The 26,362-nt window shown below is 68.3% G+C and carries 29 protein-coding genes; 11 read left to right on the top strand and 18 right to left on the bottom strand.

Going from position 1 to position 26,362, the window contains the following annotated elements; all coding sequences use genetic code 11:
- Nucleotides 1-4: 4 nt before the first annotated feature.
- Together ALI44B_RS10195 and ALI44B_RS10190 are read left to right on the top strand one after the other, a co-directional pair.
- Nucleotides 5-913, top strand: coding sequence for a PfkB family carbohydrate kinase (locus ALI44B_RS10195; protein ID WP_179100252.1), 909 nt, complete (start codon nucleotides 5-7; stop codon nucleotides 911-913).
- Between the two features lie 15 nt (nucleotides 914-928).
- Nucleotides 929-1,684: a GntR family transcriptional regulator gene (locus tag ALI44B_RS10190; protein ID WP_077054579.1), complete on the top strand. Its 756-nt coding sequence runs from the start codon at nucleotides 929-931 to the stop codon at nucleotides 1,682-1,684.
- A gap of 34 nt (nucleotides 1,685-1,718) precedes the next feature.
- Here the strand turns inward: ALI44B_RS10190 and ALI44B_RS10185 are convergent, their stop codons facing one another.
- From ALI44B_RS10185 to ALI44B_RS10165, 5 genes are all read right to left on the bottom strand, one after another.
- Nucleotides 1,719-2,120: a DUF1801 domain-containing protein gene (locus tag ALI44B_RS10185; protein WP_077055520.1), complete on the bottom strand. Its 402-nt coding sequence runs from the start codon at nucleotides 2,118-2,120 to the stop codon at nucleotides 1,719-1,721.
- Between the two features lie 78 nt (nucleotides 2,121-2,198).
- On the bottom strand, nucleotides 2,199-2,600 hold the full coding sequence (locus ALI44B_RS10180) for a hypothetical protein (protein ID WP_077054578.1): 402 nt from the start codon (nucleotides 2,598-2,600) through the stop codon (nucleotides 2,199-2,201).
- Nucleotides 2,601-2,602: 2 nt separating this feature from the next.
- Complete coding sequence (locus ALI44B_RS10175) at nucleotides 2,603-2,812, bottom strand: type II toxin-antitoxin system HicA family toxin (RefSeq protein ID WP_077055519.1); 210 nt, start codon at nucleotides 2,810-2,812, stop codon at nucleotides 2,603-2,605.
- A gap of 83 nt (nucleotides 2,813-2,895) precedes the next feature.
- Nucleotides 2,896-3,297 (bottom strand): DUF2256 and DUF3253 domain-containing protein, encoded by a 402-nt coding sequence (locus ALI44B_RS10170; RefSeq protein ID WP_077054577.1) that lies wholly within the window; start codon nucleotides 3,295-3,297, stop codon nucleotides 2,896-2,898.
- 72 nt (nucleotides 3,298-3,369) lie between these two features.
- Complete coding sequence (locus ALI44B_RS10165) at nucleotides 3,370-4,050, bottom strand: SDR family NAD(P)-dependent oxidoreductase (protein ID WP_077054576.1); 681 nt, start codon at nucleotides 4,048-4,050, stop codon at nucleotides 3,370-3,372.
- Between the two features lie 101 nt (nucleotides 4,051-4,151).
- Between ALI44B_RS10165 and ALI44B_RS10160 the strand changes: the two genes are divergently transcribed.
- Complete coding sequence (locus tag ALI44B_RS10160) at nucleotides 4,152-5,006, top strand: helix-turn-helix transcriptional regulator (protein ID WP_077054575.1); 855 nt, start codon at nucleotides 4,152-4,154, stop codon at nucleotides 5,004-5,006.
- On the opposite strand, the gene ALI44B_RS10155 is transcribed toward ALI44B_RS10160, so the two are convergent.
- Nucleotides 4,986-5,717, bottom strand: a complete 732-nt coding sequence (locus ALI44B_RS10155) for an AAA family ATPase (RefSeq protein WP_077054574.1) — start codon at nucleotides 5,715-5,717, stop codon at nucleotides 4,986-4,988. The genes ALI44B_RS10160 and ALI44B_RS10155 overlap by 21 nt on opposite strands.
- Before the next feature lie 90 nt (nucleotides 5,718-5,807).
- Here ALI44B_RS10155 and ALI44B_RS10150 point away from each other — a divergent pair, with 90 nt between their 5' ends.
- Entirely contained in the window at nucleotides 5,808-6,911 is a 1,104-nt protein-coding gene (locus ALI44B_RS10150; RefSeq protein ID WP_077054573.1) for an alkene reductase, read from the top strand.
- 70 nt (nucleotides 6,912-6,981) lie between these two features.
- Here ALI44B_RS10150 and ALI44B_RS10145 read toward each other — a convergent pair whose 3' ends face one another.
- Nucleotides 6,982-7,527 carry a cysteine hydrolase family protein gene (locus ALI44B_RS10145; protein ID WP_238592181.1) on the bottom strand — a complete coding sequence of 182 codons (546 nt, stop codon included), beginning with the start codon at nucleotides 7,525-7,527 and terminating at the stop codon, nucleotides 6,982-6,984.
- Nucleotides 7,524-9,119, bottom strand: coding sequence for a purine-cytosine permease family protein (locus ALI44B_RS10140; RefSeq protein WP_083709866.1), 1,596 nt, complete (start codon nucleotides 9,117-9,119; stop codon nucleotides 7,524-7,526). The genes ALI44B_RS10145 and ALI44B_RS10140 overlap by 4 nt, the downstream gene beginning before the upstream one ends.
- A 175-nt stretch (nucleotides 9,120-9,294) precedes the next feature.
- On the opposite strand from ALI44B_RS10140, the gene ALI44B_RS10135 reads away from it, so the two are divergent.
- The 3 genes from ALI44B_RS10135 to ALI44B_RS10125 all read left to right on the top strand — a co-directional run bounded on the left by ALI44B_RS10135 (nucleotide 9,295) and on the right by ALI44B_RS10125 (nucleotide 11,991).
- Nucleotides 9,295-9,780, top strand: a complete 486-nt coding sequence (locus tag ALI44B_RS10135; RefSeq protein WP_077054571.1) for a YxiG-like protein — start codon at nucleotides 9,295-9,297, stop codon at nucleotides 9,778-9,780.
- 9 nt (nucleotides 9,781-9,789) lie between these two features.
- Nucleotides 9,790-10,821 (top strand): S66 family peptidase, encoded by a 1,032-nt coding sequence (locus tag ALI44B_RS10130; protein ID WP_077054570.1) that lies wholly within the window; start codon nucleotides 9,790-9,792, stop codon nucleotides 10,819-10,821.
- 84 nt (nucleotides 10,822-10,905) lie between these two features.
- Entirely contained in the window at nucleotides 10,906-11,991 is a 1,086-nt protein-coding gene (locus ALI44B_RS10125) for a Gfo/Idh/MocA family protein (RefSeq protein ID WP_077054569.1), read from the top strand.
- 32 nt (nucleotides 11,992-12,023) lie between these two features.
- Here the strand turns inward: ALI44B_RS10125 and ALI44B_RS10120 are convergent, their stop codons facing one another.
- A complete protein-coding gene (locus tag ALI44B_RS10120; protein WP_077054568.1) occupies nucleotides 12,024-12,818 on the bottom strand; it encodes a nitroreductase family protein in 795 nt (264 codons plus the stop codon).
- 2 nt (nucleotides 12,819-12,820) lie between these two features.
- Nucleotides 12,821-13,177, bottom strand: coding sequence for a hypothetical protein (locus ALI44B_RS10115; RefSeq protein ID WP_077054567.1), 357 nt, complete (start codon nucleotides 13,175-13,177; stop codon nucleotides 12,821-12,823).
- 268 nt (nucleotides 13,178-13,445) lie between these two features.
- On the opposite strand from ALI44B_RS10115, the gene ALI44B_RS10110 reads away from it, so the two are divergent.
- From ALI44B_RS10110 to ALI44B_RS10100, 3 genes are all read left to right on the top strand, one after another.
- Entirely contained in the window at nucleotides 13,446-14,378 is a 933-nt protein-coding gene (locus tag ALI44B_RS10110; RefSeq protein ID WP_143459185.1) for a hypothetical protein, read from the top strand.
- 94 nt (nucleotides 14,379-14,472) lie between these two features.
- Complete coding sequence (locus ALI44B_RS10105; RefSeq protein WP_077054565.1) at nucleotides 14,473-14,811, top strand: helix-turn-helix transcriptional regulator; 339 nt, start codon at nucleotides 14,473-14,475, stop codon at nucleotides 14,809-14,811.
- A complete protein-coding gene (locus ALI44B_RS10100) occupies nucleotides 14,798-16,042 on the top strand; it encodes a type II toxin-antitoxin system HipA family toxin (protein WP_143459183.1) in 1,245 nt (414 codons plus the stop codon). Before ALI44B_RS10105 ends, ALI44B_RS10100 begins: the two co-directional genes overlap by 14 nt.
- A gap of 33 nt (nucleotides 16,043-16,075) precedes the next feature.
- Here the strand turns inward: ALI44B_RS10100 and ALI44B_RS10095 are convergent, their stop codons facing one another.
- The 6 genes from ALI44B_RS10095 to ALI44B_RS10065 all read right to left on the bottom strand — a co-directional run bounded on the left by ALI44B_RS10095 (nucleotide 16,076) and on the right by ALI44B_RS10065 (nucleotide 22,176).
- On the bottom strand, nucleotides 16,076-16,804 hold the full coding sequence (locus ALI44B_RS10095) for a histidine phosphatase family protein (RefSeq protein WP_077054563.1): 729 nt from the start codon (nucleotides 16,802-16,804) through the stop codon (nucleotides 16,076-16,078).
- The gene (locus tag ALI44B_RS10090; RefSeq protein ID WP_077054562.1) at nucleotides 16,804-17,067 is read right to left on the bottom strand and encodes an HPr family phosphocarrier protein; all 264 of its coding nucleotides are present in this window, start codon (nucleotides 17,065-17,067) and stop codon (nucleotides 16,804-16,806) included. The genes ALI44B_RS10095 and ALI44B_RS10090 overlap by 1 nt, the downstream gene beginning before the upstream one ends.
- 28 nt (nucleotides 17,068-17,095) lie before the next feature.
- Nucleotides 17,096-17,926, bottom strand: a complete 831-nt coding sequence (locus ALI44B_RS10085; RefSeq protein WP_077054561.1) for a PRD domain-containing protein — start codon at nucleotides 17,924-17,926, stop codon at nucleotides 17,096-17,098.
- Nucleotides 17,927-17,968: 42 nt separating this feature from the next.
- The gene (locus ALI44B_RS10080; RefSeq protein ID WP_077054560.1) at nucleotides 17,969-19,420 is read right to left on the bottom strand and encodes a glycoside hydrolase family 1 protein; all 1,452 of its coding nucleotides are present in this window, start codon (nucleotides 19,418-19,420) and stop codon (nucleotides 17,969-17,971) included.
- Nucleotides 19,407-21,536, bottom strand: a complete 2,130-nt coding sequence (locus ALI44B_RS10070; protein ID WP_083709865.1) for a glucose PTS transporter subunit IIA — start codon at nucleotides 21,534-21,536, stop codon at nucleotides 19,407-19,409. The genes ALI44B_RS10080 and ALI44B_RS10070 overlap by 14 nt, the downstream gene beginning before the upstream one ends.
- Nucleotides 21,537-21,720: 184 nt before the next feature.
- Complete coding sequence (locus ALI44B_RS10065; protein ID WP_077054559.1) at nucleotides 21,721-22,176, bottom strand: winged helix-turn-helix transcriptional regulator; 456 nt, start codon at nucleotides 22,174-22,176, stop codon at nucleotides 21,721-21,723.
- A gap of 79 nt (nucleotides 22,177-22,255) precedes the next feature.
- Between ALI44B_RS10065 and ALI44B_RS10060 the strand changes: the two genes are divergently transcribed.
- Nucleotides 22,256-23,461 (top strand): MFS transporter, encoded by a 1,206-nt coding sequence (locus ALI44B_RS10060; protein ID WP_238592180.1) that lies wholly within the window; start codon nucleotides 22,256-22,258, stop codon nucleotides 23,459-23,461.
- Nucleotides 23,462-23,612: 151 nt separating this feature from the next.
- On the opposite strand, the gene ALI44B_RS10055 is transcribed toward ALI44B_RS10060, so the two are convergent.
- The gene (locus ALI44B_RS10055) at nucleotides 23,613-25,475 is read right to left on the bottom strand and encodes a choice-of-anchor G family protein (RefSeq protein WP_077054557.1); all 1,863 of its coding nucleotides are present in this window, start codon (nucleotides 25,473-25,475) and stop codon (nucleotides 23,613-23,615) included.
- The gene (locus tag ALI44B_RS10050; RefSeq protein ID WP_143459181.1) at nucleotides 25,472-26,356 is read right to left on the bottom strand and encodes a hypothetical protein; all 885 of its coding nucleotides are present in this window, start codon (nucleotides 26,354-26,356) and stop codon (nucleotides 25,472-25,474) included. The genes ALI44B_RS10055 and ALI44B_RS10050 overlap by 4 nt, the downstream gene beginning before the upstream one ends.
- Nucleotides 26,357-26,362: the final 6 nt, after the last annotated feature.

The following is a 26,362-nucleotide window of genomic DNA, read 5'->3' as shown; positions in this document are numbered from 1 at the left end:
AACCGTGAAGACCGCCGAAGAGCTGCAGGAGCAGCTGAACACCGTGCCCGCGCCGAGCGTCGTCGGGGTGGGCGACAACGTGCTCGACTGCTACGTCGACGAGGAACTCGCTTTTCCAGGCGGCAACGCGCTGAACATCGCCGTGTATTCGACGCTGTTCTTCGGTGCCCACAGCGGTTTCGTGGGCATCTTCGGCACGGACCGTTTCGCCGACCACCTGCGCTCCACCCTCGACGACGTGGGCGTGGATCACTCGCGCAGCCGCACCGCGATCGGCCAGAACGGGATGGCATTCGTGCGTGTCGACGCCGACGGCGACCGCCGTTTCGTGGGCTCCAACTGGGGTGGGGTGCAGGCCGAGCTGCGGTTGCGCATGACGCCTTTCGACCTCGACTATCTGGCCGGCTTCGGCGTCGTGCACACCTCGGCCTACTCGTCGCTCACCGCCGATCTCGCCGCCATTGCCGAGAACAGCGAGGTCTCCTTCGACTTCTCGACGGTGCGGGATGCCGCGAGCATCGAACAGGTCGCCGCGCACGTCTCGGTGGGCTTCTTGTCGGGCGAGGGCTTGTCGGATGCCGACGTCGACGCCCTCGGCCGCTTCGCCGTCGATGCGGGAATGGACCGCGTGGTCCTCACACAGGGTTCGCGGGGCGCCAAGGCTTTCGACCGCTCGGGGGTGACCACGATCGGGATCCAGCAGACACACGTGGTCGACACGTTGGGGGCCGGCGACGGGTTCATCACCGGTTTCATCGCGGCGCGGTCATCCGGCGCCGAACTCGACGAGTGTTTGCACGTGGCGGCGACGAGTGGCGCGCTCGCCTGCACGCGGAGGGGCGCATTTGGTTACCCTGTTGAAGCGGGCGCGGACGCGCGGCGCCAGATGACGCGCACCTACGAGTCTGTGTAGGGGGAGAGGAACGCGATGCTCGACCGGCCATCCATCCCGCTGCACGAGCAGATCCGGAACATCCTCACCCACGAGATCGAATCGGGGGAGTACGAGGAGACCGGCCGCCTGCCCGTCGAATCCGAATTGGGTGAGCGTTTCGGGGTCAGCCGCATCACGGTTCGTCGCGCGGTTTCCGAGCTCGAAACCGCCGGCCTGGTGCAGCGCAAACAGGGCCGGGGCACGTTCGTCACGCCGCGGCAGGCGACCATGGCGACCATGGCGGTCGGCGGATTCTCGGACCAGTTCCTCGGCGAGGGGCGCAACTCGACGCGCACCATCCTGCTCGCCGAACGGGCCGAAGCGAGCGAACGGGTTGCGTCCTCGCTCGGAATTGACGCCGGTGCGCCCGTCTTCCACCTCATCCGCGCGTTCAGCCTCGAGGGGCTGCCCATCGCCACCGACGAGGCCTACTACTCGCTCGAGCGCTACCCCGACTTCGACACCCTCATCGACGACGCGACCTCCACGTATCAGGTGTTGCGCGAGCGCTACGGAGCCAAGTTCGCCACCGTGCAGCGCGAAATCGGTGTCGGCTACACGAGCCCGCGCAGCGCGCAATGGCTCGAACGCCCCGAAAACGACCCCATCATCGCCATCAACAAGCTGGTCACCGACGTCGACGGCGGGGTCGTTCACACCTCGCGCATCGAATGCGTGCCCGCACGTATGACCCTGACGGTGGTTGCGACGCAACAGCACGACCCGGCCATCGAGCTCGACCAGGTCTGAGGTCGGGTCGGCGCGCTGCTGACAGGGCTGTTCGCTACTGCGGAGCCTTCGTCGCTCGGACGGGTTTGGCCGCGCGCTTGGCGCGGTTGAACTCGATGGCGCGGCGAACGAGGCCCTGCAATCCGGGCACGTCGAGCGTGTCGCCGGCCGCGAGTTCGTAGGAGCGGCGCTGATTGCCGCCTAGCTCGCCGTTGAACAGCCCATCGGGGTCGTCCAACGAGGCGCCGTACATGAAGCCGAGTTTCACCTTGGTCTTGAAGATGTTGCCGACCACGAGGATGCCGTCGATCTCCCAGACGGGAGCGCCCATCCACTTCCACTCTTCGACGATGTCGGGGTCGACCTCGAGGATCGCCTTCCGCGCCTGGGCGAGCACCTCGCCCCGCCAGTCGGGATGCTTCGCGATGAGCGCGTCGATCTCTTCACTCGGTGTCACGTGGTCCTCCATCTGCAGTCGACGGGTTCCGTCGGCCCGACGCTACTCTCTGGTCGGCAGCCGAGCCGAGCGGCGGGGTCAGTGGCTGACGAGTTGTTGCACACGCTGGCGCGACACGCCGAGCGCGACTGCTGCATCGGCCTGCGTGATGCCACTCGCAAGAAGCGCGTTCGCAGCTTCACGGCGCAGGGTCGCGGCTTCCTCGAGCGCTGCTCGGCCTTCAGTCTCGCGCCCACGGGCCTGCTCCACCCAGGCCGCGATGTGCGGCGCTAGTTTTACGCGCACCGAAACCGTCGATCCTTCGGTTTCGGTCCACACATCCGCCAGCTCTCTCGCCTCTCGCTCGACTTGAGACAGATGGCGCGCCTGTCCCATCGCGACGATCGGTTCGCCCCCGTGGGGTGCGGGAGACGTGAGTTCGGGGATCTCGAACGTCCACCACTTGCCATCTTGATATGTGTTCACGTCGTAGTGAGCCATGTCTACCTCCACCCTTCGGGTGCATTCGGAAAAATGCGGACGAGCTGCTTGACGATGCCGGCACTGATCTCACCGTGGGCTGGAATGCTCAACCAGCTGGAACCGTCCGGTTGACCCCAGATGACGTGTGAACCTTTGCCCTGGCGCAGAACAACCCAGCCCTGAGATCGCAGGAACTTGATGACATCGCGGTACTTTTGCGGTCTCGGCATCATCATACGCTAGTCCCCCTGGCAGGTGCCCGCAAGGGGGGCTTGACGATAACTGAGGGTTGGTCATTTTCGCGGGGGTGACGTCAGCGGTGGCGGCGGATGCGGATGGGGCCGCGGGCCGTGGAGGGGTCGACGACCGAGCCGCCCTGCGTGATGTCGACGACGCCCGCGTCGACGAGGCGGCGCGCGGCGCGGCGGGCCGGTTCCATGAGGTCGCGCCAGTCATCCTTCGTGCCGACGGCCCGCGCGGCATCCGACGGGCAGATGGTCGAGGTGGCTGCACGTTTGTCGAGGAGTTCGATGATGGTTTCTTCGAGGCGGCGGTCGACGTCGGTGACGCCGCGGCGTCGGCACGCGTCCGAGCAGTAGCGAACGGCATCCCAGTTGTCGGCCCACTTCGAGCGCCACTGCATCTCCCGGCCGCACGAGGCGCAGACCTTGCTTTCGGGCACCGGGGAGGCCGCCGCGCGTTGTTTGTGAGCCATCCTTCAAGTGTGCGCGACCGGGCACCAGCGTCAAGGGGCTGGCATGCCGCCGCGCTGAGACCTCCTGAGCGACTAGTAGTCGATGCGGCCGTGGCGGCTGTGGAACTCGCCCGTCGGGCCGTCGGCGCCGATGAGGGCCAGGGCGACCGTCGCATCGGTGCCCTCGGTGACGGTCTGGTGGCCGCCGTGGCCGTTGAAGTCCGTGGCGGTGTAGCCCGGGTCGCTCACGTTGACGCGGAAGTCGGGAAGATTCTTCGCATACTGCACCGTCAGCGCGATGACCGCGGCCTTCGAGGAGGCATAGGGCACGGCCTTGACCGGGAACTCGTCGGCCGTCTCGGTCGACAGGAATCGCGGCCAGCCCACGCCCGAGGCGACATTCACGATGACCGGATGCTCGGACGCACGCAGGAGCGGAAGCGCTGCCTGCGTCACCCGCACGATGCCGACGACATTGGTCTCGAGCACGGTGCGCATGGCATCGGCGTCGAGGTCGTCGACCCCGAACGAGGAGCCCAGGATGCCGGCGTTGTTCACCAGCACGTCGAGGTTCGGCAGGGCGGCGACGGCGGCATCCACGCTGGCTTGGTCGGTGACGTCGAGTTGCACGATGTGGGCGCCGAGAGCCCGGGCGGCGTCACCGTTGGCGGGGTCGCGCATGCCGGCATAGACGGTGTGGCCCGCGTCGATCAGGCGGCGGGCGGTTTCGAGGCCGAGGCTCTTGTTGGCCCCGGTGATGAGTGTCGTTGTCATGTTTACAGCCTGCGCTCCGATCACGCCGGCGCCCAGGCCTTGGTCGACGGTAGGACTGCTGATACCACCGACCGGCCACGCGACCGGGGCATGATGGGCACATGAGTGAGTTCGCGAGTGTGCTGAGGTCCTGGCGCGAACGGCTCAGCCCCGCGGATGTCGGGCTGCCGGCCGGTTCGGGGCGACGCGCGGCCGGGCTGCGGCGCGAAGAGCTGGCGGCGCTCGCCGGCGTCAGCGTCGACTACATCGTGCGGCTCGAGCAGGGGCGGGCGCAGCATCCGTCGCCACAACTATTGGGAGCCCTGGCCCTGGCCCTGCGCCTGAGCGCCGATGAGCGCGACCACCTCTACCGTGTCGCGGGCGCCGCGCCGCCCTCGCGCGATCTCGTGCCCCGCCACGTGACGCCCGGGGTGCAACGCCTGGTCGACCGGCTCGGCGACGTGCCGCTTGCGGTGTTCAGCGCGGCCCACGACATCATCATGTGGAACCCGCTGTGGGCGGCCGTCAACGGCGACCCCTCGGCCGAGTCGGCGCTCGAACGCAACCTCGTGTGGCGGCACTTCACGCACGGGCACGACGGCGTCGAGTTCGACGACATCCACGAGGAAGAATTCGCCAGCGACCTCGTGGCCGACCTGCGTGCCGCGGTCGGTCGCTACCCGCGCGACGCGTCTCTGGCCGCGCTCGTGGCACGTCTGAGGTCCACCTCGCCCGAGTTCGAGCGGCGCTGGGGGTCGGCGCGCATCGCCGAACATCGGTCGAGCCGCAAGGTCGTGAGCACGCCCGTCGGGCCCATCGAGATCGACTGCGACGTGCTCGCGGTGCCGGGCGGCGACCTGCGCATCGTCGTCTACACGACCGTTCCCGGCAGCCGGGATGCCGAAGCGCTCGAGCTGCTGCGCGTCACGGGTTTGCAGACCTTCGCCGGGTCTGCGTCAGTCGTCGAGGTGCCGTAGATAGCGCTCGGGCGCGTCGAGGAACGCCCGCCAGTTGCGCACCAGGTCGAGGTCGTCGTAGTCGCACGCGCGGATGCCCCACTCGCCGATCTCGTACAGCTCGGCACCGGGGATGGCCGCCAGCACGGGTGAGTGCGTCGACAGGATGATCTGCGAGCCCCCGGCGACGAGGTCGCGCAGCAGACCGATGAGCGCCAGGCATCCCGGCAGGGAGAGCGCCGATTCGGGCTCGTCGAGGATCCACAGGCCGCTGATGCGCGAACGCTCGACCACGATGTCGAGGAACGACTCGCCGTGGCTGCGCTCGTGGAACACTCCCGAATCGCCGATCGACTCGAGATAGGTGAAGAAGCCGTGCATGGTCTCGGCGCGCAAGAAGAAGCCACGTTTGGATGCGCCGCCGTTGCGCACCAGCTGCAGATGTTCGGCCAGCCCCGACTCGTCGACGCGCGATTGATATCTCGAACTCGTAGACCCGCCCTCGGGGTTCAGGCCGTAGACCGCGGCGATGGCCTCGACCATCGTGGACTTGCCGGCACCGTTGTCGCCGACGAGGACCGTGATCGCGCCGAGGTCGAGACCGTCGTCGAGCAGTTGCCGCACGGGTGCCAGGGTGGCCGGCCAGCGATTGCGCGCCATCGGTTTGACCGACAACTCGCGCACCTGCCGCACGGGCAAGCGACCGAACGCGTCCGCATCATCCTGGGCCATGTGAATACTCTGACAGACCCCACCGACATGGAATAGGGATGCCGCGCGAGCGTTTCAGCGTTGGTACCGATCACTCGAAAGGCTTCATCTATGGACCTGTTCTCGCCCGCCACCTTCGGCGACCTTCACCTTGCCAACCGCATCACCATGGCCCCGCTGACCCGCATGCGCTCGAGCGCCGACGGCGTTCCCGGCGACATCGTCGTCGAGCACTACACGCAGCGCGCCGGCCTGGGCATGATCGTCACCGAGGGTGTCTTCCCCGTGCAGGAGTCGAAGGCCTACTCGGGCCAGCCCGGCATTGAGACCGACGAGCAGGTCGCCGGCTGGAAGGTCGTCACCGATTCGGTGCACGCCGCCGGCGGAACCATCGTGCTGCAGCTCATGCACGGCGGGCGCGTCACCCACACCGACATCACGGGCACCGACCGCATCGTCGCCCCGAGCGCCGTCGCCATCGAGGGCGAGCTCTACACGCCAACGGGCAAGCAGGCCTTCCCCGTGCCGCACGCCCTCACGCTCGACGAGCTCGAGACCACCAAGCAGGCTCTCGTCGCCGGCGCCCGCAACGCCATCCGCGCCGGTTTCGACGGCGTCGAGGTGCACAGCGCCAACGGCTACCTGCTGCACGAATTCCTGTCGCCCGTCGCCAACGTGCGCGAGGACCAGTACGGCGGATCGCCCGAGAACCGCGCCCGTTACGGCATCGAGGTCACCACGGCCATCGCCGAGGCCATCGGTGCCGGCCGCACGGGCATCCGCATCTCGCCGGCTCACAACATCCAGGATGTCTGGGAGAAGGACGAGGCCGACGTGCGCGCCACGTATGAGGCCCTCGTCGACGGCATCGCACCCCTCGGCCTGGCCTACGTGAGCGTGCTGCACGCCGAACCCACGGGCACTCTCGTGCAGGACCTGCGCCACCGCTTCGGCGGCAACTGGATCGCCAACACCGGTTTCGGCGTCGTGACCACGCGCGACGAGGCCCTCGAACTCGTCGGTGGCGACCACGCGGATGCCGTGGCCGTCGGTCGCCTGGCGATCGCGAACCCCGACCTGGCCGAGCGCTGGGCTCAGGATGCCGAGCTCAACGAGCCCGACCCGTCGACGTTCTACTCGCCCGGGCCGCACGGGTACACCGACTACCCGACGCTGGCCGAGGCCAACGGAACCCGTGAGGGCGCGAACGCGTAACCGGCGGAACGCACGAAACGACGCCCGCCCTCGGCCTTGCCGGGGCGGGCGTCGTCATGAGTCGTGAGCGTTACGCCATGCCCGCGAGAACCTCGTCGACCGTCGTGAGTTCTATGAGTGGCGCGTAGAGCGCCATGGCGTCGAGCGCGCGCTGGTGGTCGGCGGCACTGGCGCCCGCGCAGGCGTCGGTGGCCACGCGCACGTGCACTCCGGCATCCGCGGCCGCGAGGGCCGTCGAGAGCACGCAGCAGTCGGTCGACACGCCCGTGAGCACGAGGCTGTCGGGGTTGCCGAGCGCGGTCCGGGTGTCGGCATCCCATTTGCCGAACGTGGTGCGCGTGATGACGGTGGCGTCGTCGACCGGGAACTCGGGCATCAGCTCGTAAAGGTCGGCGTTGGCCGGATCGAGGGCGAACGGCCAGTCCTCGTAGTAGGGCACCCACGCGCCCTGCGGCTCGGCCGGGGCGACGAAGCTGGTGAGGGTGACGCGTGGCCCGAAGGCGGCACGCAGGCGGCGCGAACCCTCCGAGGCGGCCGCGAACTCGGGCGTGAACCATCCGCTGGTCTGCTCACCGAAGATGCGTTGCATGTCGATGATCATGAGCGTGGTTTTCACCGGTTGAGACCTGTCGGCGTCGTGGCCTCGGCGGCTGCCCGACCCGCGATCTGCTCGTTGTTGGTCGGCAGCGACTCCTGGCGGCGCACCGAGGCGCGACCGAAGACGAGCGTGCCCAGATATCCGATCACGAGGGCGAACAGCACGCCCAGGTTGGCGTAGGCCCACTCGCCGTCCTTGCCGCCGACGAGGCCCAGCAGGTAGCCCTCCCACTCGAAACCGGGCGACGAGCTGACGACGAAGCCCCAGCCCACGACCGCGCCGACGACGATGAGCAGGATGGCGCGCACGTTCCAGTTGCCGTAGCGCCCCTTCGGATCGAACAGCTCGGCCAGCGCGTAGTCCTTCTTGCGCAGCTGCAGGTCGGCGATGAAGATGCCGCACCACGCCGCGACGGGAACACCAAGCGTGATCAGGAAGCCCTGGAACGGGCCGAGGAAGTCGGCCGCGAAGAACACCACGTAGATGGCACCCGCGATCATGAGCAGGCCGTCGATCGAGGCGGCGACGTAACGCGGGGCCTTCAAACCGGTGCTCAGCAGCGCGAGGCCCGACGAGTAGATGTCGAGCACGGCGCCGCCGACGAGACCGAGGATGGCGACGAGGGCGAACGGCACGAGGAACCAGATCGGCAGGATGGTCGTCAACGCGCCGATCGGGTCGGAGGCGATGGCGGCGTTGAGCTCGGGGTCGCTGCCCGCGAGCAGCAGGCCGAAGAAGAGCAGCAGCAGGGGCGCGAGCGAGGCGCCGAACGTGGTCCAGAAGACGACGCCGCGGCTCGAGGCCGACTTCGGCAGGTAGCGCGAATAGTCGGCGGCGGCGTTCACCCAGCCGAGGCCGAAACCGGTCATCATGAATACGAGCGCGCCGATGAATGCGGGAGCCGAACCCGCGGGGATGGCCGAGACGGCCGCGAAGTCGATGGTCGGCGCGACGAGCACGATGTAGACGACGGTCAGCACGCCCGTGACGATCGTGATGTACATCTGCAGCTTCATGATGAACTCGAAACCGAGGATGCCTCCGCCCACGATGAGCGCGGCGACCACGATGAGCGCCACCACCTTCGTAACGACGCCGCCCTCCCAGCCGAGCGCCTCGAACACCGTCGCGGTGGCGAGCACGGCCAGGGAGGCGAGCACAGTCTCCCAACCGACCGTCAAGATCCACGAGATCGCCGACGGAACGCGGTTGCCGTTGACGCCGAAGGGCGCGCGGCTGAGCGTCATGGTCGGCGCGTTGCCGCGTTTGCCCGCCAGCGCGATGATGCCGCAGAACAGGAACGACACGACGATGCCGATGAGGCCCACGATGGTCGCCTGCCAGAACGAGATGCCGAAGCCGAGCAGGAACGAGCCGTAGCTCACTCCCAGCACCGACACGTTGGCGGCGAACCACGGCCAGAAGAGGTCGCGCGGGCGCCCCTTGTGCTCGCTCTCGTGCACGACGTTGATGCCGTTGAGCTCGACGCCGAGCGTACGGCTGGCGGCGGCGGCGGTGTCGGCGGTGCTGGTGGCCGACGACGGGCTTCCTGGCGAGGCTGCGCGTGGTGAAGACGAGGCGGATGAGGAGGGCGTGCTGTTCGCGGACATGGCGGTCCCTTCGTCGGCGGCGGCCCGGGCATCGGCCGCGCTCAGTGTGTCAAAGGTAACGGACGCCGCGCGCCCGCTCATTCCCGGCACGAGCAATCGGCCCGGCACCCGCCGAGGTCCGGCCCGGCGGCGACACGCCGTCGCAGCTTGTATCCGGCGGTTTACCCTGGGGGTCATGGATATCGGGGAGATGCAGGCGGCGTTCGATGACGTGTTCGACGAGGCGATCGTCTTCCACGGCTTCGCGACGTACATGAGGGATTACGAGGTCGTGATCGAGACCAGTGCCGCGCCGAGCACCGGCATCCCGACGCGCTTCCTCCGGTTCCTCTTCGTGAACTGCGTTCGCGCCGAGGTCACGACGGCCCTGAGCCCTACCGGCTGGGCGGGTTCGCTCGACGAACGTCTGATCGGCGCGGCGACCGGGATCGACCTCGACGGGTATGTCTGGGGCGTGAAGTGGCAGGCGCTCTACCCCGGTTTCGCGATTGTTCCCGATTCCGAGCTCGCTCGCTCCTGGTCGGCCGACGTCGGGATCCCGTTTCACGAGGTTCGCGTGCAGGCGAACGGCCACACCCTGACGCTCGTATTCTCTGATCTGCGCGTCGAGCCGGCGCCCGCGGGCTACGCGCCCTTCGTCGTGCCCGCGCCCGGTCGTTAGGCTGTGGCGATGGTCGGAATCCGCTACCCACGTCCCCTCGTCGCCGGCGATCTCGTGGGGGTGGCGACACCGTCTTCGGGGGTTCCCGCGTCGCTGCACGATCGGCTCGACGCGGCGCTCGATGCGGTTGCCGCGCACGGTTTCCGCGCGCGCGTCGGCGAGCTGGCCCGCGTCGACGGCGTGACGTCGGGCCCGCCCGAAGCCCGCGCCGCCGAGCTCACCGAGATGATGACCGACCCGTCCGTACGCGCCGTCATCCCGCCGTGGGGTGGCGACCTGGCCGTCGACCTGCTCGACCGGCTCGACTTCGACGCGTTGACCGTCGACCCGACCTGGTTGATCGGCTACTCCGACCTGTCCACGCTCATGACGCCGCTGACCCTCGCAACGGGCGTCGCCACGCTGCACGGAGCAAACCTCATGGACACGCCCTACGAGCTGCCCGTCGAATTCTCCAGCTGGGTGGATGTCGTCACCGCGCCGGCCGGGGCCACCCTCGTGCAATCGGCCGCCCCTCGCCGCCGCATCCGGCCCTGGGGTCCCTGGGCCACCGAACCCCGCACGCGCGACGACGCCTACGAGGAACCCACGCGCTGGCGCCGGCTCGACGGCGACGACCCGGTCACGGTCACGGGCCGACTGATCGGCGGATGCCTCGAAACCGTCGCGCTCCTGCCCGGAACCCCCTACGGCGACCTCGACGGTTTCGCCCGCCGCCACGCCCCCGAGGGCCTGCTCGTCTACCTCGAGGCGGCCGAAGCCGACACGCTCGAGACCGCGCGCTTGCTGCACCGCCTGCGCCTCGCGGGCTGGTTCGATCACGCCAATGCCGTGCTCATCGGCCGCACCCCGGCGCCCGAAAGCCCGGGCTATACGCGGTTGCAGGCGCTCGCCGACACGCTGGGCGGCCTCGGCGTCCCGGTCTTGTACGACGTCGACTTCGGCCACGAACCGCCGCAGCTGCCGCTCGTCAACGGCGCGCTCGCCGAGGTCGAGTGGGATGCCGCATCGGCCCGCATCACGCAACGCCTCGTCCCCTGAGTGGGCCTCCTCGCTGAGAGAACCTCGCGCGCGGCCCGGTGCCCGAACCTCGCGCCAGCCGGCGGCCGACTTTAGGCTGGACGCATGAGCGACAACGGCGACCGCATCCGATTCGGCATCGTAGGCAGCGGATGGCGCAGCGAATTCTTCCTGCGCATCGCCCGCGCCCTGCCCGACCGCTTCGAGGTCACGGGCCTCGTCACGCGCAACCCCCAGACGGCCCGCGCCATCGAAACCGAGTGGAACGTGCGAGCCTTCCCCGACATCGACGCGCTCCTGGATGCCTCCACCCCCGAGTTCGTGGTCGTCTCCGTGCCGCGCGACGCCGCGCCCGCGATCATCGCGCAACTCGCCGAGCACCGCATGCCCGTGCTCACCGAGACGCCGCCGGCACCCGACGTCGCGGCGCTCGAACGGTTGCACGAGCTCGTGCTCGGGGGCGCGATCATCCAGGTCGCCGAGCAGTATCACCTGTCGCCGCTGCTGCGGGCGCAACTCGGGGTCGCGGCATCCGGTCGCCTGGGCACGGTGAGTTCGGCCCTGGTCGCGCAGTGCCACGACTATCACGGCGTCAGCGTGTTGCGGCGGGCACTCGGCATCGGTTTCGAGGATGCCGTGATCACCGCGTCGCTCTTCGAGTCCCCGCTCGTGCAGGGGCCCGACCGCGCCGGCGACCCGCGCGAGGAGTCGCATGTGACCGCCCGGCAGCTCTCGGCCCGCCTCGACTTCGGCGACCGCCTCGGTGTCTACGACTTCGCCGACGAGCAGTACTTCTCGTGGATCCGCGCGAACCGCATCCTCATCCGTGGCGACCGCGGCGAGATCAACAACCTCGACCTCGCCTCCCTCGACGACTTCCGCACGCCCGTGTTCACCGAATTCCGCCGCGTCGCGACGGGCGAGGGCGGCAACCTCGAGGGCATGTTCCTGCGCGGCATCCTCGTGGGCTCGTCGTGGGAGTACGTCAACGAGTTCGCGCCCGCGCGCCTCAACGACGACGAGATCGCCATCGCCAGCTGCCTCGTGCGCATGCGCGACCACATCGCGGGCGGCCCCGCGCTCTACAGCCTCGCCGAGGCGAGTCAGGATCACTACCTAGGGATGCTCATGCACCGGGCCGCCGAGACGGGTGAGCCGATCCGCTCCGAGCGCCAGGTCTGGGCCGACTGAACGCTACGTCTGGGCCGATTGAACGCCGGCCGTCACTCGCCATCCCACTCGGTCTCGGGGGTCGCGCACGAGTTGCGAAAGACATACTGCGAGGGCTTCTTGCGCTCGCGGCTCGACCAGTCGATGGCCGGGCGCACCTGCTCGGCCGGCAGATAGCCGAGACGATAGACGGCCATGAGTTCCAGGTCATCCGGAACCCCCAGCAGGTCGACGATCAGCTGCCACTTGCCCGGCACCTCCATCGGGAACGACACGAACTGGATGCCCATGCCGAGCTCCACCGTGGTCAACCATACGTTCTCCATGGCCGCGCCCATGCTGAACAACGAGTAGAACGAGCTCAGCTCGCCGGGCCGGTATTCGCTGCGGTCGAGCATCACGCCGAGCAGCAGAGGTGAGCCCGCCACCAGTTTGCGGTTCTCCTCGCCGAGGGTCTGCGGCACCCGCAGCCCGTTCATCAGCTTCTGGCCGCGCGACGTGAACACTTGCTTGGTGAAGGGTCGCAACAGGGCGGGCAACTTGTCGAACAGCATGCCGCTGCGCTTCTCGGCCATCTCGTCGGCGCTGAACCGGAAGTACGGCTTGTACCGCTCGAAGAAGGTGCCGTTCGACATGGCTTCGGTCATGCTCTCGCCGCTGATGGAGGCGATGCGGTCGATCGTTGCGCGGTCCTCGACGATCACGAAGCGCCACGGCTGACTGTTCAACTGCGACGGCGCGCGGCCCGCCACCTCCATGAGCAGGCGCTGGTGTTCGCGGCTCACCGGGTCGGGGCGAAACGGCCCGTTCGTGGTCTTGCGGCGACGGACGACGTCGAGAAATTCCATGGTTACCTCCGTGAGAGCAGGACGGCCGCCACGAAGAACGGCGCAGCGGTGAGGGCGAGCAGCGGATGTCGGCGAGACCGGGCGCTGATGCGCGGAATCAGTGCGAGCGGCACGGCCGCGGGCACGAGAGCGGCGGCGGCCACCGGGTTGCCGGCGGGAACCGCGCGCACGACGGCCGCCCCGGCGAGAACCGACGTCGTCACATACAACCCGTGGTGCACCCACCGGATGCGGCGCGTGTCGATCAGGCGCAGGCCCACGGCGGTGCCGAGCGCGCAGTTCGCGGCGTAGCTCAGGGCGGCGGCCCGAAACAGGTGGGTCGAGCTGGCCGTGTCGCCCGCGCGTCTTGCTCGCCCCATGCCATCCCCTGCCTGAACTCGCTCGTACGTGTCGTCACCGAACCGCCCCAATTTTACGCGCGACGCCGCTTTGGGGGCCCCGGATTGACGCCGACGGCTCGAGCACGAGTACTCCCGCCCTCACCCGGCCCCCTCGGGTCGACGCCCGACGAGTTACTCATAAAAGCCCGGGCCAAGATTATGAGTAACTCGGTTACTCATAAGACCGGCTCACGCCGCCCGCTAGGCTGACGGCGTGCATGACCGGGGGAGTTCTGACGATATGAGTGTGACCGCTGCGGGTACCGCTACCGCCACCGCTACGGCGAAGACCTGGAACGTGTGGCTCTACGTGCTGATGGGTGTCGGGGCCGCCGTGGTGGGGCTTCTGCCCTGGATCATCACGGGCATGCGGCTGCCGCTGCAGAACCTGTGGGCCGACGAGGGGGCCGGGCTCGCCGAGCCGATGCCGTTCGTGCTGCTGCCCTTCAGTCAGTACTTCGTGACGTTGCTCATCGGTGTGATCGCGGTGGGTTCGGCGCTCGGCGGCCTCGTCGCGCGCCTGACGAAACGGCACCGGCCGCGATTCGGAACGGCGGCGGTGGCTTTCGGGGTCCTGCTCGTGCAGCTGATCGCTGTCATCCAGACCGCCTCCGTCGTCGAGGACGGTCTGCGCGAGACCAGCGCCACCGAGCTCTACTTCTACGGCCTGACGGGCGGGGCCGTGGCATCCATCGTGGTCGGGATGCTCGTGCTCGGCCTCATCGCCGCCGCCCCCGCCGCGGGCGCCCTGGTCGGCACGAGCCTCGCCGCCGTCGCCCTCGGCCCCTGGCTGAGCGGCCTCATTCTGCCGCACACGCTTCAGCCGGTCCCGCCCGAGTTCCTCGCGTTCCTGCAGTCGGCCTCACTGTGGATCCCCGCCATCGTCGTCGGCCTCACCATCGCGTGGTGCGGGCTCGGGTCGGCGGGCCGCATCGTGGCCGCGCTCTTCGGCCTCCTCGTGCTGTGGATCGGCCCGGTCACCTTCACGGCCGTCGCGTCGTCCATCGGCTCCCGCGGCCTCGCCCGCTACCCCGCAGAAATGCTCGAATACGGGCTGCAGGTCTTCCAGGCCGCTCTTCTCGAGCCCGGCGTCTCGCTGCGCTACGTCGCCCTCGCGATCGTCGTCGCCGCACTCGGCCTCGCCGCCCGAGCGCTGCGAACCCGGCGCCCGAATCACTAGATGTCCTGCGGTCGCGCGCCGGTCTAGCCGACCAATCTGCAATAGATTGATGCTAAGATGCACGTAGAGCCAATTTATTGCAGAGGAGTGCGTGATGGGCCGTCAATCTTTCGCGCCTCGCCAAGAGGCCGCCGACGCGGCGCTCGTTCTGGGAGCAGCCATCCGATCGGCGCGCGTGGATCGCGGTTGGACGCAGGAGCAACTCGGCAACGCGATCGGTGCAAGTGCCCGCACCATCCATTCGCTCGAGCGCGGCATTCACACGGTCTCCATCGGGCACGTCTTCTCGGCAGCTGGCGTGTTGGGGGTTCCCTTGTTCGGTGAAGATCGCGAGGGCCTGGCGCGCGCGGCGGGTTCGGCGCGTTACATCGAGTCGCTCCTGCCGAAGCGGGTCGCGACTTCCCGGCGCCTGGACATTGATGATGATTTCTAATCGGCAGCGCGTCTGGGCCTGGCTTCCGGGCGCGACCGAACCGACCGCCGTCGGCACGGTGCGCGTTGATCCGACCGGTCGGGCGCTTGAATTCGTCTACGCCAGTTCTTACCTTGCCCGGGACGATGCGATTACCCTTTCCCCTGACATGCCGCTGGGGAATGACATCGTTTCGCCCGACGGGGGCATGCTCATGCCGGCCACGCTCCGAGACGCCATGCCAGACGCCTGGGGGCGACGTGTTCTCGCCGCGCGCGCATCGGAAGAACTCGATGCCGAAGCCGACCCTCACGCCCATATGGAACTGGCCTTCATGCGCAGCTCAGGGACGGACCGCTTCGGCGGGCTCGATTTCCAAGACGATCACGTCTCCTGGGTCCCTCGCGAAACCACTGCCACTCTCGATGAACTGCACGAGGCAGCAGATCGCATCGAGGAGGGGCGGCCGCTCTCGCGTGACCTGGAAGCGGCCCTCGAACACGGAACAACCATCGGGGGCGCCCGGCCGAAGGCCCTCATCCGCGACGGAGGCGACCACTACATCGCGAAGTTCTCATCGCTGACCGACACTCTGCCCGTGGTTCAGGCCGAGGGGGCTGCGATGACCCTTGCCCGTTTCGCCGGGCTCCCCGTGGCCGACGTCACGGTCACTCGCTCCTTAGGCAAGCAGGTGCTCCTCGTGCGACGGTTCGACAGAACGCCGAAAGGGGGCAGGCGTCTGATTGTCTCCGCGCTCACACTCGCTCGACTCGACGAGATGTACGCCCGCTACGCAACCTATCCCGGGCTTCTCGAACGGCTTCGCGAACACGGTCCCGACGTCGATCCGGGCCCCGGCCTCTTCGATCGCATTGCATTCAACATGATGATCTCGAACTCCGATGATCACGCCCGCAACCACGCGGCCTTCTGGGATGGTCGAGCCCTCTCACTCACCCCCGCATACGACCTCGCCCCCAACGCCAGGTCGGGGGAAACCGCATCGCAAGCGATGGCCTATTCGGTCGAGGAGGGGCGCCCCGGAGAGAGAACGTCTTCTCTGAAGCGTCTCGAGAAACACTCCGGGAGATACGGGCTCGACCAGAAAACGGCGCGATCGAGAATCGACGGCATGGTCGCTGTGATCAATGACCGTTGGGACGAGGCGCGAGACGTCGCGATGCTCACAAACACCCAGGCGAAAGCGCTGTGGGGCCGGCAATTCCTCAACCCGGGCATCTTCTATGACTGAGGTGTGAGGAGTCACCGGCCCGTTCATGGATCGCTAGGCGGGGGTCGCGTTCGACCCGTCGACGTCGGCGAGCGTGACGGTGTAGCTGAGCGCAGCAGCTGAGGCCGCGTCATCCGGGGCGTCGGCGTCGGGCCAGGTGACCGTGGCCGTGACGATGCCGCAGTTGGGGTAGCCCGAGGGTGGGGCCACATTGGTGGGCACGAGGTGCCGCAGGAGGCTGCCCAGCATGGTGCCGTGCGTGACCACGATGACGTCGCCAGAACCCGAGCGAGCCTCGGCCAGGATGGTCTCGAAGGCCGTCTCGACGCGCGCGCGAACGTGAGCGGATGTCTCGGCCCGACCGAGCGGATCGTGCGCGTGGATCGAGTCGATCACGTGGTCGAAGCTGTCGGTCGTGAGCGCGGGCCAGCTGCCCGAACCCGGTTTGTAGGTGAAACCGTGGTCGGCATAGACGGGCGTCCACATGTCGGGGTTGGGCTGGCCCTCCCATCCGCCGTAGTGCCACTCGCGTAGCGCCGTCATGGGCACGGGCTCGAGGTCGGGGTGGCCGATCAGCGCGCCCGCCATGGTGGTGCGCGTGCGGGTGAGGTCGCTCATGAACGCCGCGGTCAGCGGCACCTCACGCATCCACTCGCCCAGCGCGGCGACCTGGCGTTCACCGCGTTCGGTGAGCGGCGAATCGCACCACCCCTGCAGCTGGCGGTTGACGTTGAACAGCGTCTCGGCGTGCCGGACGAAATGGATGCGCGCGACGGAGGGCACTAGGCGTCGAGGTCCGACTCGAGCAGCGCCTGCAGTTCGTCGGCGACACGCTCGGCGTCGTCACCGGTCACGTCGAGGGTGACCTCGTCGCCGTGGCCGATCGACAGCGCGATGACCGAGAGCAGGCTCCTCGGGTCGATGGTCTTGCCTTTGGCCGTGAGGGTGACCTCGTGGCCGGTCTTGGCGACGGCCTTGGCGAGCACGGCGGCGGGGCGGGCGTGCAGGCCGACGGACGAGGCGACGGTGGTGGTGCGTTGTGCCATGGGTGGTGCCTTTCTTCTGTGATCAAACCTATTCGGATGACGCCCGTGCAATGTGCAGGGCGAGGAACGCGACCTCTTCGTTGGGGAGATCGGCGTCATATTCGTGACGGACGAAGGTGCGCACCCGTTCGGCCGAGGCGACGGCCGCTGGGTAGCGCTCGCTCAGGCTGCGGAACAGGAAGTCGTCCTCGCTCGTGAGCAGCTTGCCGGCGAAGAACCGCTCGGCGAAGTACTGCAGATGCGCGACGAACCGCGAGGAGTGCAGATCGTCGCGGTTCACGCGCACGCCGCTCGTGTGCGACACGATCTGCGTGACCTGGGCGATGAGCTGCACGACGCGCTGGGAGTCGATGCCCACCTTGCCGACCTCGGCGTTGACGAGGTGGAAGGCCACGTTGGCGGCCTCCTCGGCGGGCAGCTCGACCTGCAGCCGCTCGCGCAGCCGATCGACGGCGCGCACCCCGACGGCGTGTTCGGTGGGGTAGACGGTGCGCATCTCCCACGCGAGCCGGTTGGCCACGAACAGCCCCCGACGCTGCCGGTCCACCGCGAAGTGCAGGTGGTCGGTGAGCGTCAGGTAGATGTGCGGGTCGAGTTCGAGACCGGAGGCCTCGGCATCCGCCACGATGGCACGCGTGAGTTCGACGTATTCGGCGGGAATCTGGGCCAGCAGTTCGACGAGGTTGCGGTGGTCGGAGTCGTCGAGCGCCACGAACACCTGGTCCGCGGCGGTCGACGGCAGGGCGGTTCCGGCCTTCTGACCGAAACCGATGCCCTTGCCGAGCAGCACCCGCTCGACGCCGCGCTCGTCTTCGACGAGCACGACGGACGAGTTGAGCACCTTCTTGATGATCTGCATGCGTGACTCCATCGACACCCACCGCACCGGGCGGCGGGGCGACTACTCCAGGTCGGTGCCGTTCGAGGCGATGACCTTCTGGTACCAGAAGAACGAATCCTTGCGCAGCCGGTCGCCGGAACCGTTGCCGAGATCGTCCTGATCGACGTAGATGAAACCGTATCGCTTCGAGATCTGAGAACTCGATGCGCTGATCAGGTCGATGGGAGCCCAGCTCACGTAGCCCATGAGGTCGACACCCTCATCGACGGCCTGGATCATCTGCTCGAAGTGCCGGCGGAAGTAGTCGATGCGGTAGGGGTCGTGCACCTTGCCGTCATCCGTCAGCTCGTCGCGCATGCCCAGGCCGTTCTCGACGATGAACAGCGGTTTGTTGTAACGGTCGTAGAGGTCGATGAGCGAGATGCGCAGGCCGACGGGGTCGATCTGCCAGCCCCACTCGCTCGACTCGAGGAACGGGTTCTTCACGCCCAGGACCGTGTTGCCGGGCGTGCGCTCGGCGTCGGGGTTCACCGACTCGGTCATGGTCATGTAGTAGCTGAACGAGATGAAGTCGACGGGATGCTCGCGCAACAGCTCGACGTCGCCCTCGACGAACGGGATCTCGACGCCCATGCGGCCGAGCGCATTGAGCGCGAGCGTGGGGTAGGCGCCCGCGGCCTGCACGTCGGTGCACAGGTAGAGCAGGCGCTCCTTGGCCTGGGTGGCGGCCACGTCGTCGGGGTGGCAGGTGTTGGGGTAGGTCGTCAACATGGTGAGCATGCATCCGATCTGCGCCTCGGGCCACAGCTCCTTGAGCATGCGGGTGACCGACGCGGATGCCACGAACTGGTGGTGCAGGGCCGTGTACGACGCCTGCAGCGCGCTGCCCTCGACGGTCTCCTCGATAATGCCGCCCGACGTGAACGGGTGACGGATCATGCCGTCGATCTCGTTGAACGTGAGCCACATCTTCACGAGGTGACCGAAGCGCTCGAAGCACGTGCGCGAGAATCGCTCGAACAGTTCGATCGTGCGGCGCTCGACCCAGCCGTTGTGCTTCAGCGCGAGGGCGATGGGCGGGTCGTAGTGCGACAGCGTGACGAGCGGTTCGATGCCGACGCGCTGCATCTCTTCGAACAGCGCGAGGTAGTAGGCGACGCCTTCTTCGTTGGGCTCGAGTTCTTCGCCCGTCGGGTAGAGGCGGGTCCACGCGATCGAGACGCGCAGGGTGGTGAAACCCATCTCGGCGAACAGCGCCAGGTCTTCGGGATAGCGGTGGTAGAAGTCGATGCCGCGGCGCTTGGGGTAGTAGACCGTGTCGTCGTCCTCGAGGGCCGCCGTGATGCTCGCGACCGTGTTGACGTGGTGGAGCGCGTACTCCTTGGGGTCGGCCTTGGGCTTGTAGGTGGCGACATCCGAGACGGCCGGCCCGCGGCCCCCTTCGCGCCACGCGCCCTCGACCTGGTTGGCGGCGAGTGCGCCGCCCCAACGGAAACCTTTAGGCAGCGCCATGGGCGTTCTCCTTCTCTTTCGCTGTGACCGAGACGAGCGGTTCGCCCGCCTGAACGGCCCCGGTCTGGTCGACCGTGACGGTGTAGTCGTCGCTGTTGACGACGACGACCGGTGTGATGGTGTCGTAGCCGGCCGCGCGGATGGCGTCGAGGTCGGCCGTGACGAGCAGCTGGCCCGCGTCGACGCGGTCCCCGATCGAGACGTGCGCGGTGAACGGGGCGCCCTCGAGCTGCACGGTGTCGAGGCCGACGTGCACGAGCACCTCGACGCCGTTGTCGCCGCGGATGCCCACGGCGTGCTTCGAGTCCATGAGCGCTGTGACGGTGCCGCCGAGCGGGGCGCGCACGGCGCCGTCGGTGGGGCGCACCGCCGCGCCCTGGCCCAGGATGCCGGCCGAGAAGACGGCGTCGTCGACGCTGTCGAGGGGCACGACCTCGCCCGTGAGGGGGCTGAGCAGGGCCGTCATGGTGGTGCCGGCAGCTGCGGCAGAGGCGTCGGCCGCAGGGGCTTCAGCTTCGGCGACGGCGGAGGAGGCGGAGGCCGAGGCGGTGTTCGAGACGGCTGCGTCCGAGGCGGCGTGGCGCGGGGCCGCGGCGCCGGCGACGACGGATGCCGCGGGGACGGCTGCGGTCGAGGCGCCCGTGGCTGCGGCATCCCGCCCGCCGTTGGCGTTCTCGAGGGCGCGCACGGTGCCCGAGTCGGAGTCGCGCCACAGGATGGCCGACACCGTGAACGAGACCGCGATGGCGATGACGAGGCCGATGAGCGCGTTGAGGAAGTTCCACGGGTTGGCGCCGTCGATGAACATCGAGATGCTCGCCGCGCCGGGGCTGACCACGGCGAAGGCGGACACCTGCGTGAGGCCGAGGTAGGCGCCGGCGGTCATGCTTCCCGCGACCACCGAGATGAGGGCGCGTCGGTTCTGCAGCGTGACACCGTAGAGGGCGGGCTCGGTGATGCCGAAGAGCGCCGAGACACCGGCCGAGATGGCGGTGGCGCGCAGTGTGCGGTTCTTGGTGCGCAGGGCGACCGCGAAGCTCGAGCCGGCCTCACTCATGTTGTGGGCGAGCGACGCGACGAGGTAGAACGAGTCCTTGCCGGATGCGGCGACCGTGGCGAGCGTCGGCGGGATGAACGCCTTGTGCATGCCGACCGAGATGATGAGTGGCAGCACACCGGCGAGCAGCATCACGGCCACCCATCCGAGCGTGTTGTAGAGGCCCAGCATGGCGCCCGTGAGAAGCGTGCCGAGGCCGTAGCCGAGCGGGCCGAGCACGAAGATCATGAGCGGCGCGACGATGATGAAGCCCATGAGTGGCACGAAGAACGTGCGGATGGGCGCCCACGTGATCTTCGTGAAGAGGCGCTCGACGCCCCACAGCACGACGACCGAGATGATGGCGGGGAACACCTGCGCGTTGTAGTTCACGTTGGGCACGGTGAGGCCGAAGAGCGAGACGCCGCCCTCCTGCGCCACGAGCGCCGTGAATGCCGGGAAGAGCAGCAGGCCGACGAGGCCGAGGGCAACGGGCCGGTTCACGTCGAGCTTCTTGGCGGTCGTGTAGGCCACGAGCAGCGGCAGGAAGCCGAAGACGGCGTCGGGGATGGCACTCAGCAGCTTGAAGTTGTCGGTGGCCGGGTCGAGCCAGCCGAGGGCCGACGCGAGCACGAGCAGGGACTTGAAGATTCCCGCGCCGGCGATCGCGGGGATGATGGGCGTGAAGACGCTGACCACGAAGTCCATGAAGACCGAACCCGTGCGCTTCCACGAGAAGGGCTTGCGGCCGCCGGGGCCACCGGATGCCGCACCGCCCGTCGTGGCCGAGCCGCCCGCGCCCGAGCCATCCGCCGCAGCGCCGGCAGCGGGGCCGCCCGACGTGCGCAGCTTCTCGACCGCCGTGTACATCTCGGCGACCTTGCTGCCGACGATGACCTGCGTTTGCGGGCCCTTGACCACGCCGATGACGCCGGGAACGGCCTTCAACGCGGCCTCGTCGGCCAGGGTGTCGTCGACCAGCGCGAAGCGCAGTCGGGTGGAGCAGTGCTGCAGTTTCGAGATGTTGGCGGCACCGCCGACATTGTCGAAAATCGCTTGCGCGCTCTCTGTGGTCGTCATGGATCCTCCTTGAACCGGGGTTGTCAGGACCGTTCCGGGCACAAAAAAAGGACCCGACCTCGCGCAACGTGCACGAATTGTCGGATCCTGCCTGCATGACCAGTCACATGTCCGCGAGAAAACTAACACGCGGCCGCGGCGGCGCCAAATCGGTCGCCGCTCGGTCGCCCAGTGAGCATCCCTGCTAGCGGTTACGTATGACTTCGGTTGAGTCGACGTCAACCGGGTGACCGTGTGCGTCGGTCGGGCGCAGTCGGCCCACGGGGGTGCCGCTCGCGTCCACGAGAGCGGAATGCGCTTCATCGTCGGCGAACGCGTGTCGCTCGCCCCACTGACGCATTGCCACGATGGTCGTGAAGAGGTCGCGGCCCGCTTCGGTAAGGACGTAGATCTGCCGGCGTCCGGAGATCGCCGTCTCTCGCTCGAGGATGCCGTGGTCGACGAGGCGGCGAAGCCGGTCGGTGAGGATGTTGCGCGCGACCCCGGTGCGCTGCTGGAAGTCCGTGAACGACCGCGCGTTGTCCATCGCGTCGCGAATGATCAGCAGGCTCCACCGGTCTCCGACGAGGTCGAGCGTCCGCGCGACTGGGCACGTGGGGTCAGTCCAGGTCACGTCGTCAATCGATACGACTTGATCCATTACGCCTCCGATAAGTTGCAGAACGAAACCATTCTGCCATAGTGAGAACGGTTGCAAATTGCTACTGATTGGAGATGGTGTGAAACGCTCGCATGGCTCAAGGTTGTTACTCGCGATGGTCTGCTCGGTTGCTGTCGCGACGATCTACGTCGCCCAGCCAGTGCTCGCGCAGATCGGTCAAGACTTAGGAGTGCCCGAGGCCGACCTGGGTTGGATCGTGGCAACTGGACAGATCGGCTATCTGGCGGGTTTGGCTGTCCTCGTCCCCTTGGGAGACATGCTGGATCGGCGCAAGCTCATCGGGGCCCAACTCATTCTCGCTGCCATCGGCATGCTGGTGGCCGCGGTCTCTTCAGACGTGTGGCTATTGCTTATCGGTCTCGCCGCGACGGGGCTCTTCGCGGTCGTCGTGCAAACCGCCGTCGCATTCGCTGTTGATCTGTCGACGCCCGCGGAGCGTGGGCGCACGCTCGGGATCGTTACCTCGGGAGTCATCATCGGAATTCTCGGGGCCCGAGTCTTGGCCGGGGTTCTCACCGACCTGTGGGGGTGGCGAAGCATCTACATCACGCTCATGTTGCTCCTCGTCGTGCTCTCGATCGCCGTACTGAAGCGGCTACCAGCAGACCACCGGTCGAACCGCAGGACCTACGGAGACGTGCTGACCTCATTCGGGCACCTCTTCCGCGAGCCGCTGTTCATCTCGCGCGGGATGATCGCGTTCTTCCTCTTCGCTTCCTTCGGCACGCTCTGGAGCGCGCTGGCGCTGCCACTGGCTGCCGAACCGTGGGAACTGAGCACGGCCCAGATAGGCCTGTTCGGAATCGCCGGGCTCGCTGGCGCACTGGGAGCTGCGCGGGCTGGCGGATGGGCCGATTGCGGCCGAGCCAACTCCGTGACCGGTTTGGCGCTCGCGCTGCTGGCCCTGTCCTGGATCGCATCAGGGCAGGCCACCTGGTCGCTTTGGCTAGTCGTGGTCGGTGTCATCGTCCTAGACTTCGCGGTCCAGGCCGTGCACGTGAGCAATCAGTCCCTACTCACCGCCGTTTACTCGGAACAGACCAGCAGCACCATCGGCGGCTACATGATCTTCTACTCGCTCGGCTCCGCTCTCGGCGCGACCGCCACCACCACGATCTACTCCACCTCGGGGTGGGCAGGATGTGCCGTTCTCGGCGCAAGTTTCGCCCTCTGCGGACTACTAACCTGGACGCTCAGCCGGCGCACGGTCCCGGCCTCGTATCGGCGACCGTCAGTAACGTTACGGTCTCCTACAGCTAGCTGAGGGCGCCCTCGCCACTGCTGGCAAACCCGATGCTTGTGGGGTCGGCCCAGGCTCAGCACGAGCGGACAAAACGGCGGGCCGGGTGCGGGGCTGTTCGCCCAGCATCCGGCCCGCCGATCTTCTCTCAATCGCGTGCCCCGCGCCCGACGCGCTAGGGGAGTGCGACAGTGGGCCCGGCGGTGGCCGTGGCGAGAGAGAAGTAGACGAACCCATTGGTCGGAGCGACCGCGTCGACGAGGCCGATGCGCAGGGCCGAGACCGCGTATTCGGGGCTCTCGAGCGGCGCAGCTCCCGGGTCGAAGGTGCTGCCCGGCAGCGGGTTCGGTTGGTCGGGCTGCACGTTGACGCCCACCGACAGCACGCTCGGCAGGGCGTTGAAGACACCGCCGACGGCCGTCAGGATCGGGTTCACCGCGGTGGCGAGCGTCGATCCGAGCGTCGTGACGAGACCGAAGAGGTTCGTGCTCAACGTGGCAGCGATCGGGGCGAGCAGACCCGTGGTCAGGCCCGAGGTGAGGGTGCTCAGGATGGTCGTGATCGTCGGGAGGCCGAGCCCGCCGAGGATGATGTTGACCACCGTGACGGCGCCCACGACATCCGTATCGATCGTGACGGGGGCCGTGCCGGCGCGGATGGAGGCGATGCTCGCGTTCACGTCGACATCGAGCGTCGCCACCTGCAGCCCGCTGTTCGGGCCCGAGCCCAGGATGCTGATCGCGCCCGAGAGGTCGATGGTGACCGTGGCGTTGTCGAGGGCCGTGGTGAGGGCCTGCGTGACCTGGGTGGTCCAGGCATCCAGCAGGTCGCCGACCCGGTCGACGAGCGGGTTGAGCACGGCGTTGTTGATGAGCAGCTCGGTGTTGGGGGAGAGGTCGTTCAGCCCGTTCGCACCGTCGCCCAGCAGCGACGCGAGATCGACCGACACGGTGCCCGCGCTCAGATCGATCGTGACGGTTCCGTCGGTGAGCGGCGTGGTCAGCAGGTTCTGCACGGCGCCCGTGAGGTTGAGGTTGCTGATGGTCACGTTGCCGCCGAGGTTGACGCCCAGCAGCCCGGGAAGGTTGGCGGCGACCTGGGCGCGCACGAGATTGGCGATGCCGCCGTTCACGCCCGAGAGCGCCGTGACGGCGGTGTTCAGGTCGGTGACGGTGTCGTTGACCTCGGTGACGAGCCCCGAGACGAGGGGGCTGTCGACGACGAGATCGAGGCCGGCGATGCCGTAGTCGCGCGTGACACCCGTGACGCTGCCGTCGCCCCATTCGTCGCTTTCGCGGGCGGCACACCAGTCGAGGGCCGATGACGCCGCGACCGCGCCGACCTCGAGCGAGACATCCCCGACGCCCGTGAGGGGCGCGAGCACGTTCGAGAGCTGCAGTGTGGCGGGTTCGGGCAGCTCGGAGTCCGGCGTGGTCGACGTGACGCCGACGCCGCCCGAGTTGGTCACGAGGCCCGCCGCGCCCGCTGAGGTGCCGAGCGTGGATGACTGGCTGTACTGGTTGACGGCACCCGTCGAACCGGCGGGCAGGCCGACGCTGAGGCCCGTGAGGTCGAGCACCGCCAGGTCGTCGAGCACGCTCACGGCGAGCGGGTTGGCGTAGGTGCTGACCTCGGGGTTGGTGCCACCCAGGTCGACGGCGTTCGGCGGGTCGACGACGACGGGCTGGCCGGGCTCGCGCACGGTGCGGATGTCTCTCAGCTCGGCGATGTCGTCCAGGTCGATGCCGAGCAGCTGGCCGCTCAGGAACGTGCCGGACGACGTGGTGCGGTAGTTCGTGTCGGTGCCGCAGTCGAACGCCGAGGTGCCGACGGCGGGGGCGTGCACCCACTCGCTGCCACCCCACGACGCGACGGTCTGGCCGACGGTGGCGGGCACGGTGGCCACGACGAGGGTGGCGGCGGCCACCCCGGCGAGCGAGCCCAGCAAGCGGTTGTTGTCGGTGACGCTGCGCAGCCGGCCCCGCAGGGAGCGGGGTGCCGGGGCGAGCCCGTGCCGGGACGGTGTCGTGCGGGTCATCGCAGGTCTCCTCGGTCGTCGGTGATGAGGGGGGTGCCGGTGGGGGCAGCGGCGGCGTTACGTCGGCCGGCCGCGCGGGCCGACGAGACCACGAGGCCGAGGCCGATGGCTCCCGCGCCCAGGGCCACGAGGGCGACGATGTCGACGCCCGTTGCCGCGAGGGGCGAGCGGCCGTTGGCGCCGGGCTGGCCGGGCTGCCCCGGCTGGGCGGGTTGTCCGGGTTGGGCCGGGGCGCCGGGAGTCGTGCTCGGCGAGGGGGTCGGAGTCGGCGTGGCCCCGATGCTGTCACCGGTCGCCGTGAGAGCGAACCCGATGTCTCCCGTGAGGTTCATGAGGCTTTCGTCGGCCGCGGCCTCGGGCGAGTCTTCGACGGCCAGCGTCACGAGCAGGTATTTGCCCGAGGCGGCGGTGAGGCCATCCAGATCGAAGACGGGGCTCGTGGACGAGTAGTCGTCGAGCGGTGTGGCTTCGGTGACGAGCACCGGGTTGGCGGCGCACGTGGGAGCATCCGGAAAACCGGTCCACTCGGCATCGCAGCGCTCGACCGTGACCTCGAGGCCGCGCGGGTGGTCGACGAGCTCGCCGTCCTTGCGCATCTCGAGCGTGAGGCGAGCGGTCTCGGCATCCTGCAGGTCGGCGGCGATCTGCCAGCGGGCGGGCGAGCCGGGCGAGAGTTCGAGGAACTGCGCGGGGTAGGGATCCGATCGCAGCGAGAGATAGCCCGGGGTGCCGGTCTCGGGAACGTCGTTCAGCACGGCGAACGCTCGGACCGAGAACAGGCTCGCCCCGGCGACGAGCACGAGGGTGGCGACGCTGGCGAGCACGAGCCGCATTGGGCTCCACGCTCGGTGCAGCTTCGTCGATGCGCCGATGGTGTGCACGAATCC

It is taken from the genome of Leifsonia sp. ALI-44-B (assembly GCF_001984125.1).
In the GTDB taxonomy this organism is placed as follows: domain Bacteria; phylum Actinomycetota; class Actinomycetes; order Actinomycetales; family Microbacteriaceae; genus Okibacterium.
This window is presented reverse-complemented; position numbering and strand designations above follow the sequence as displayed.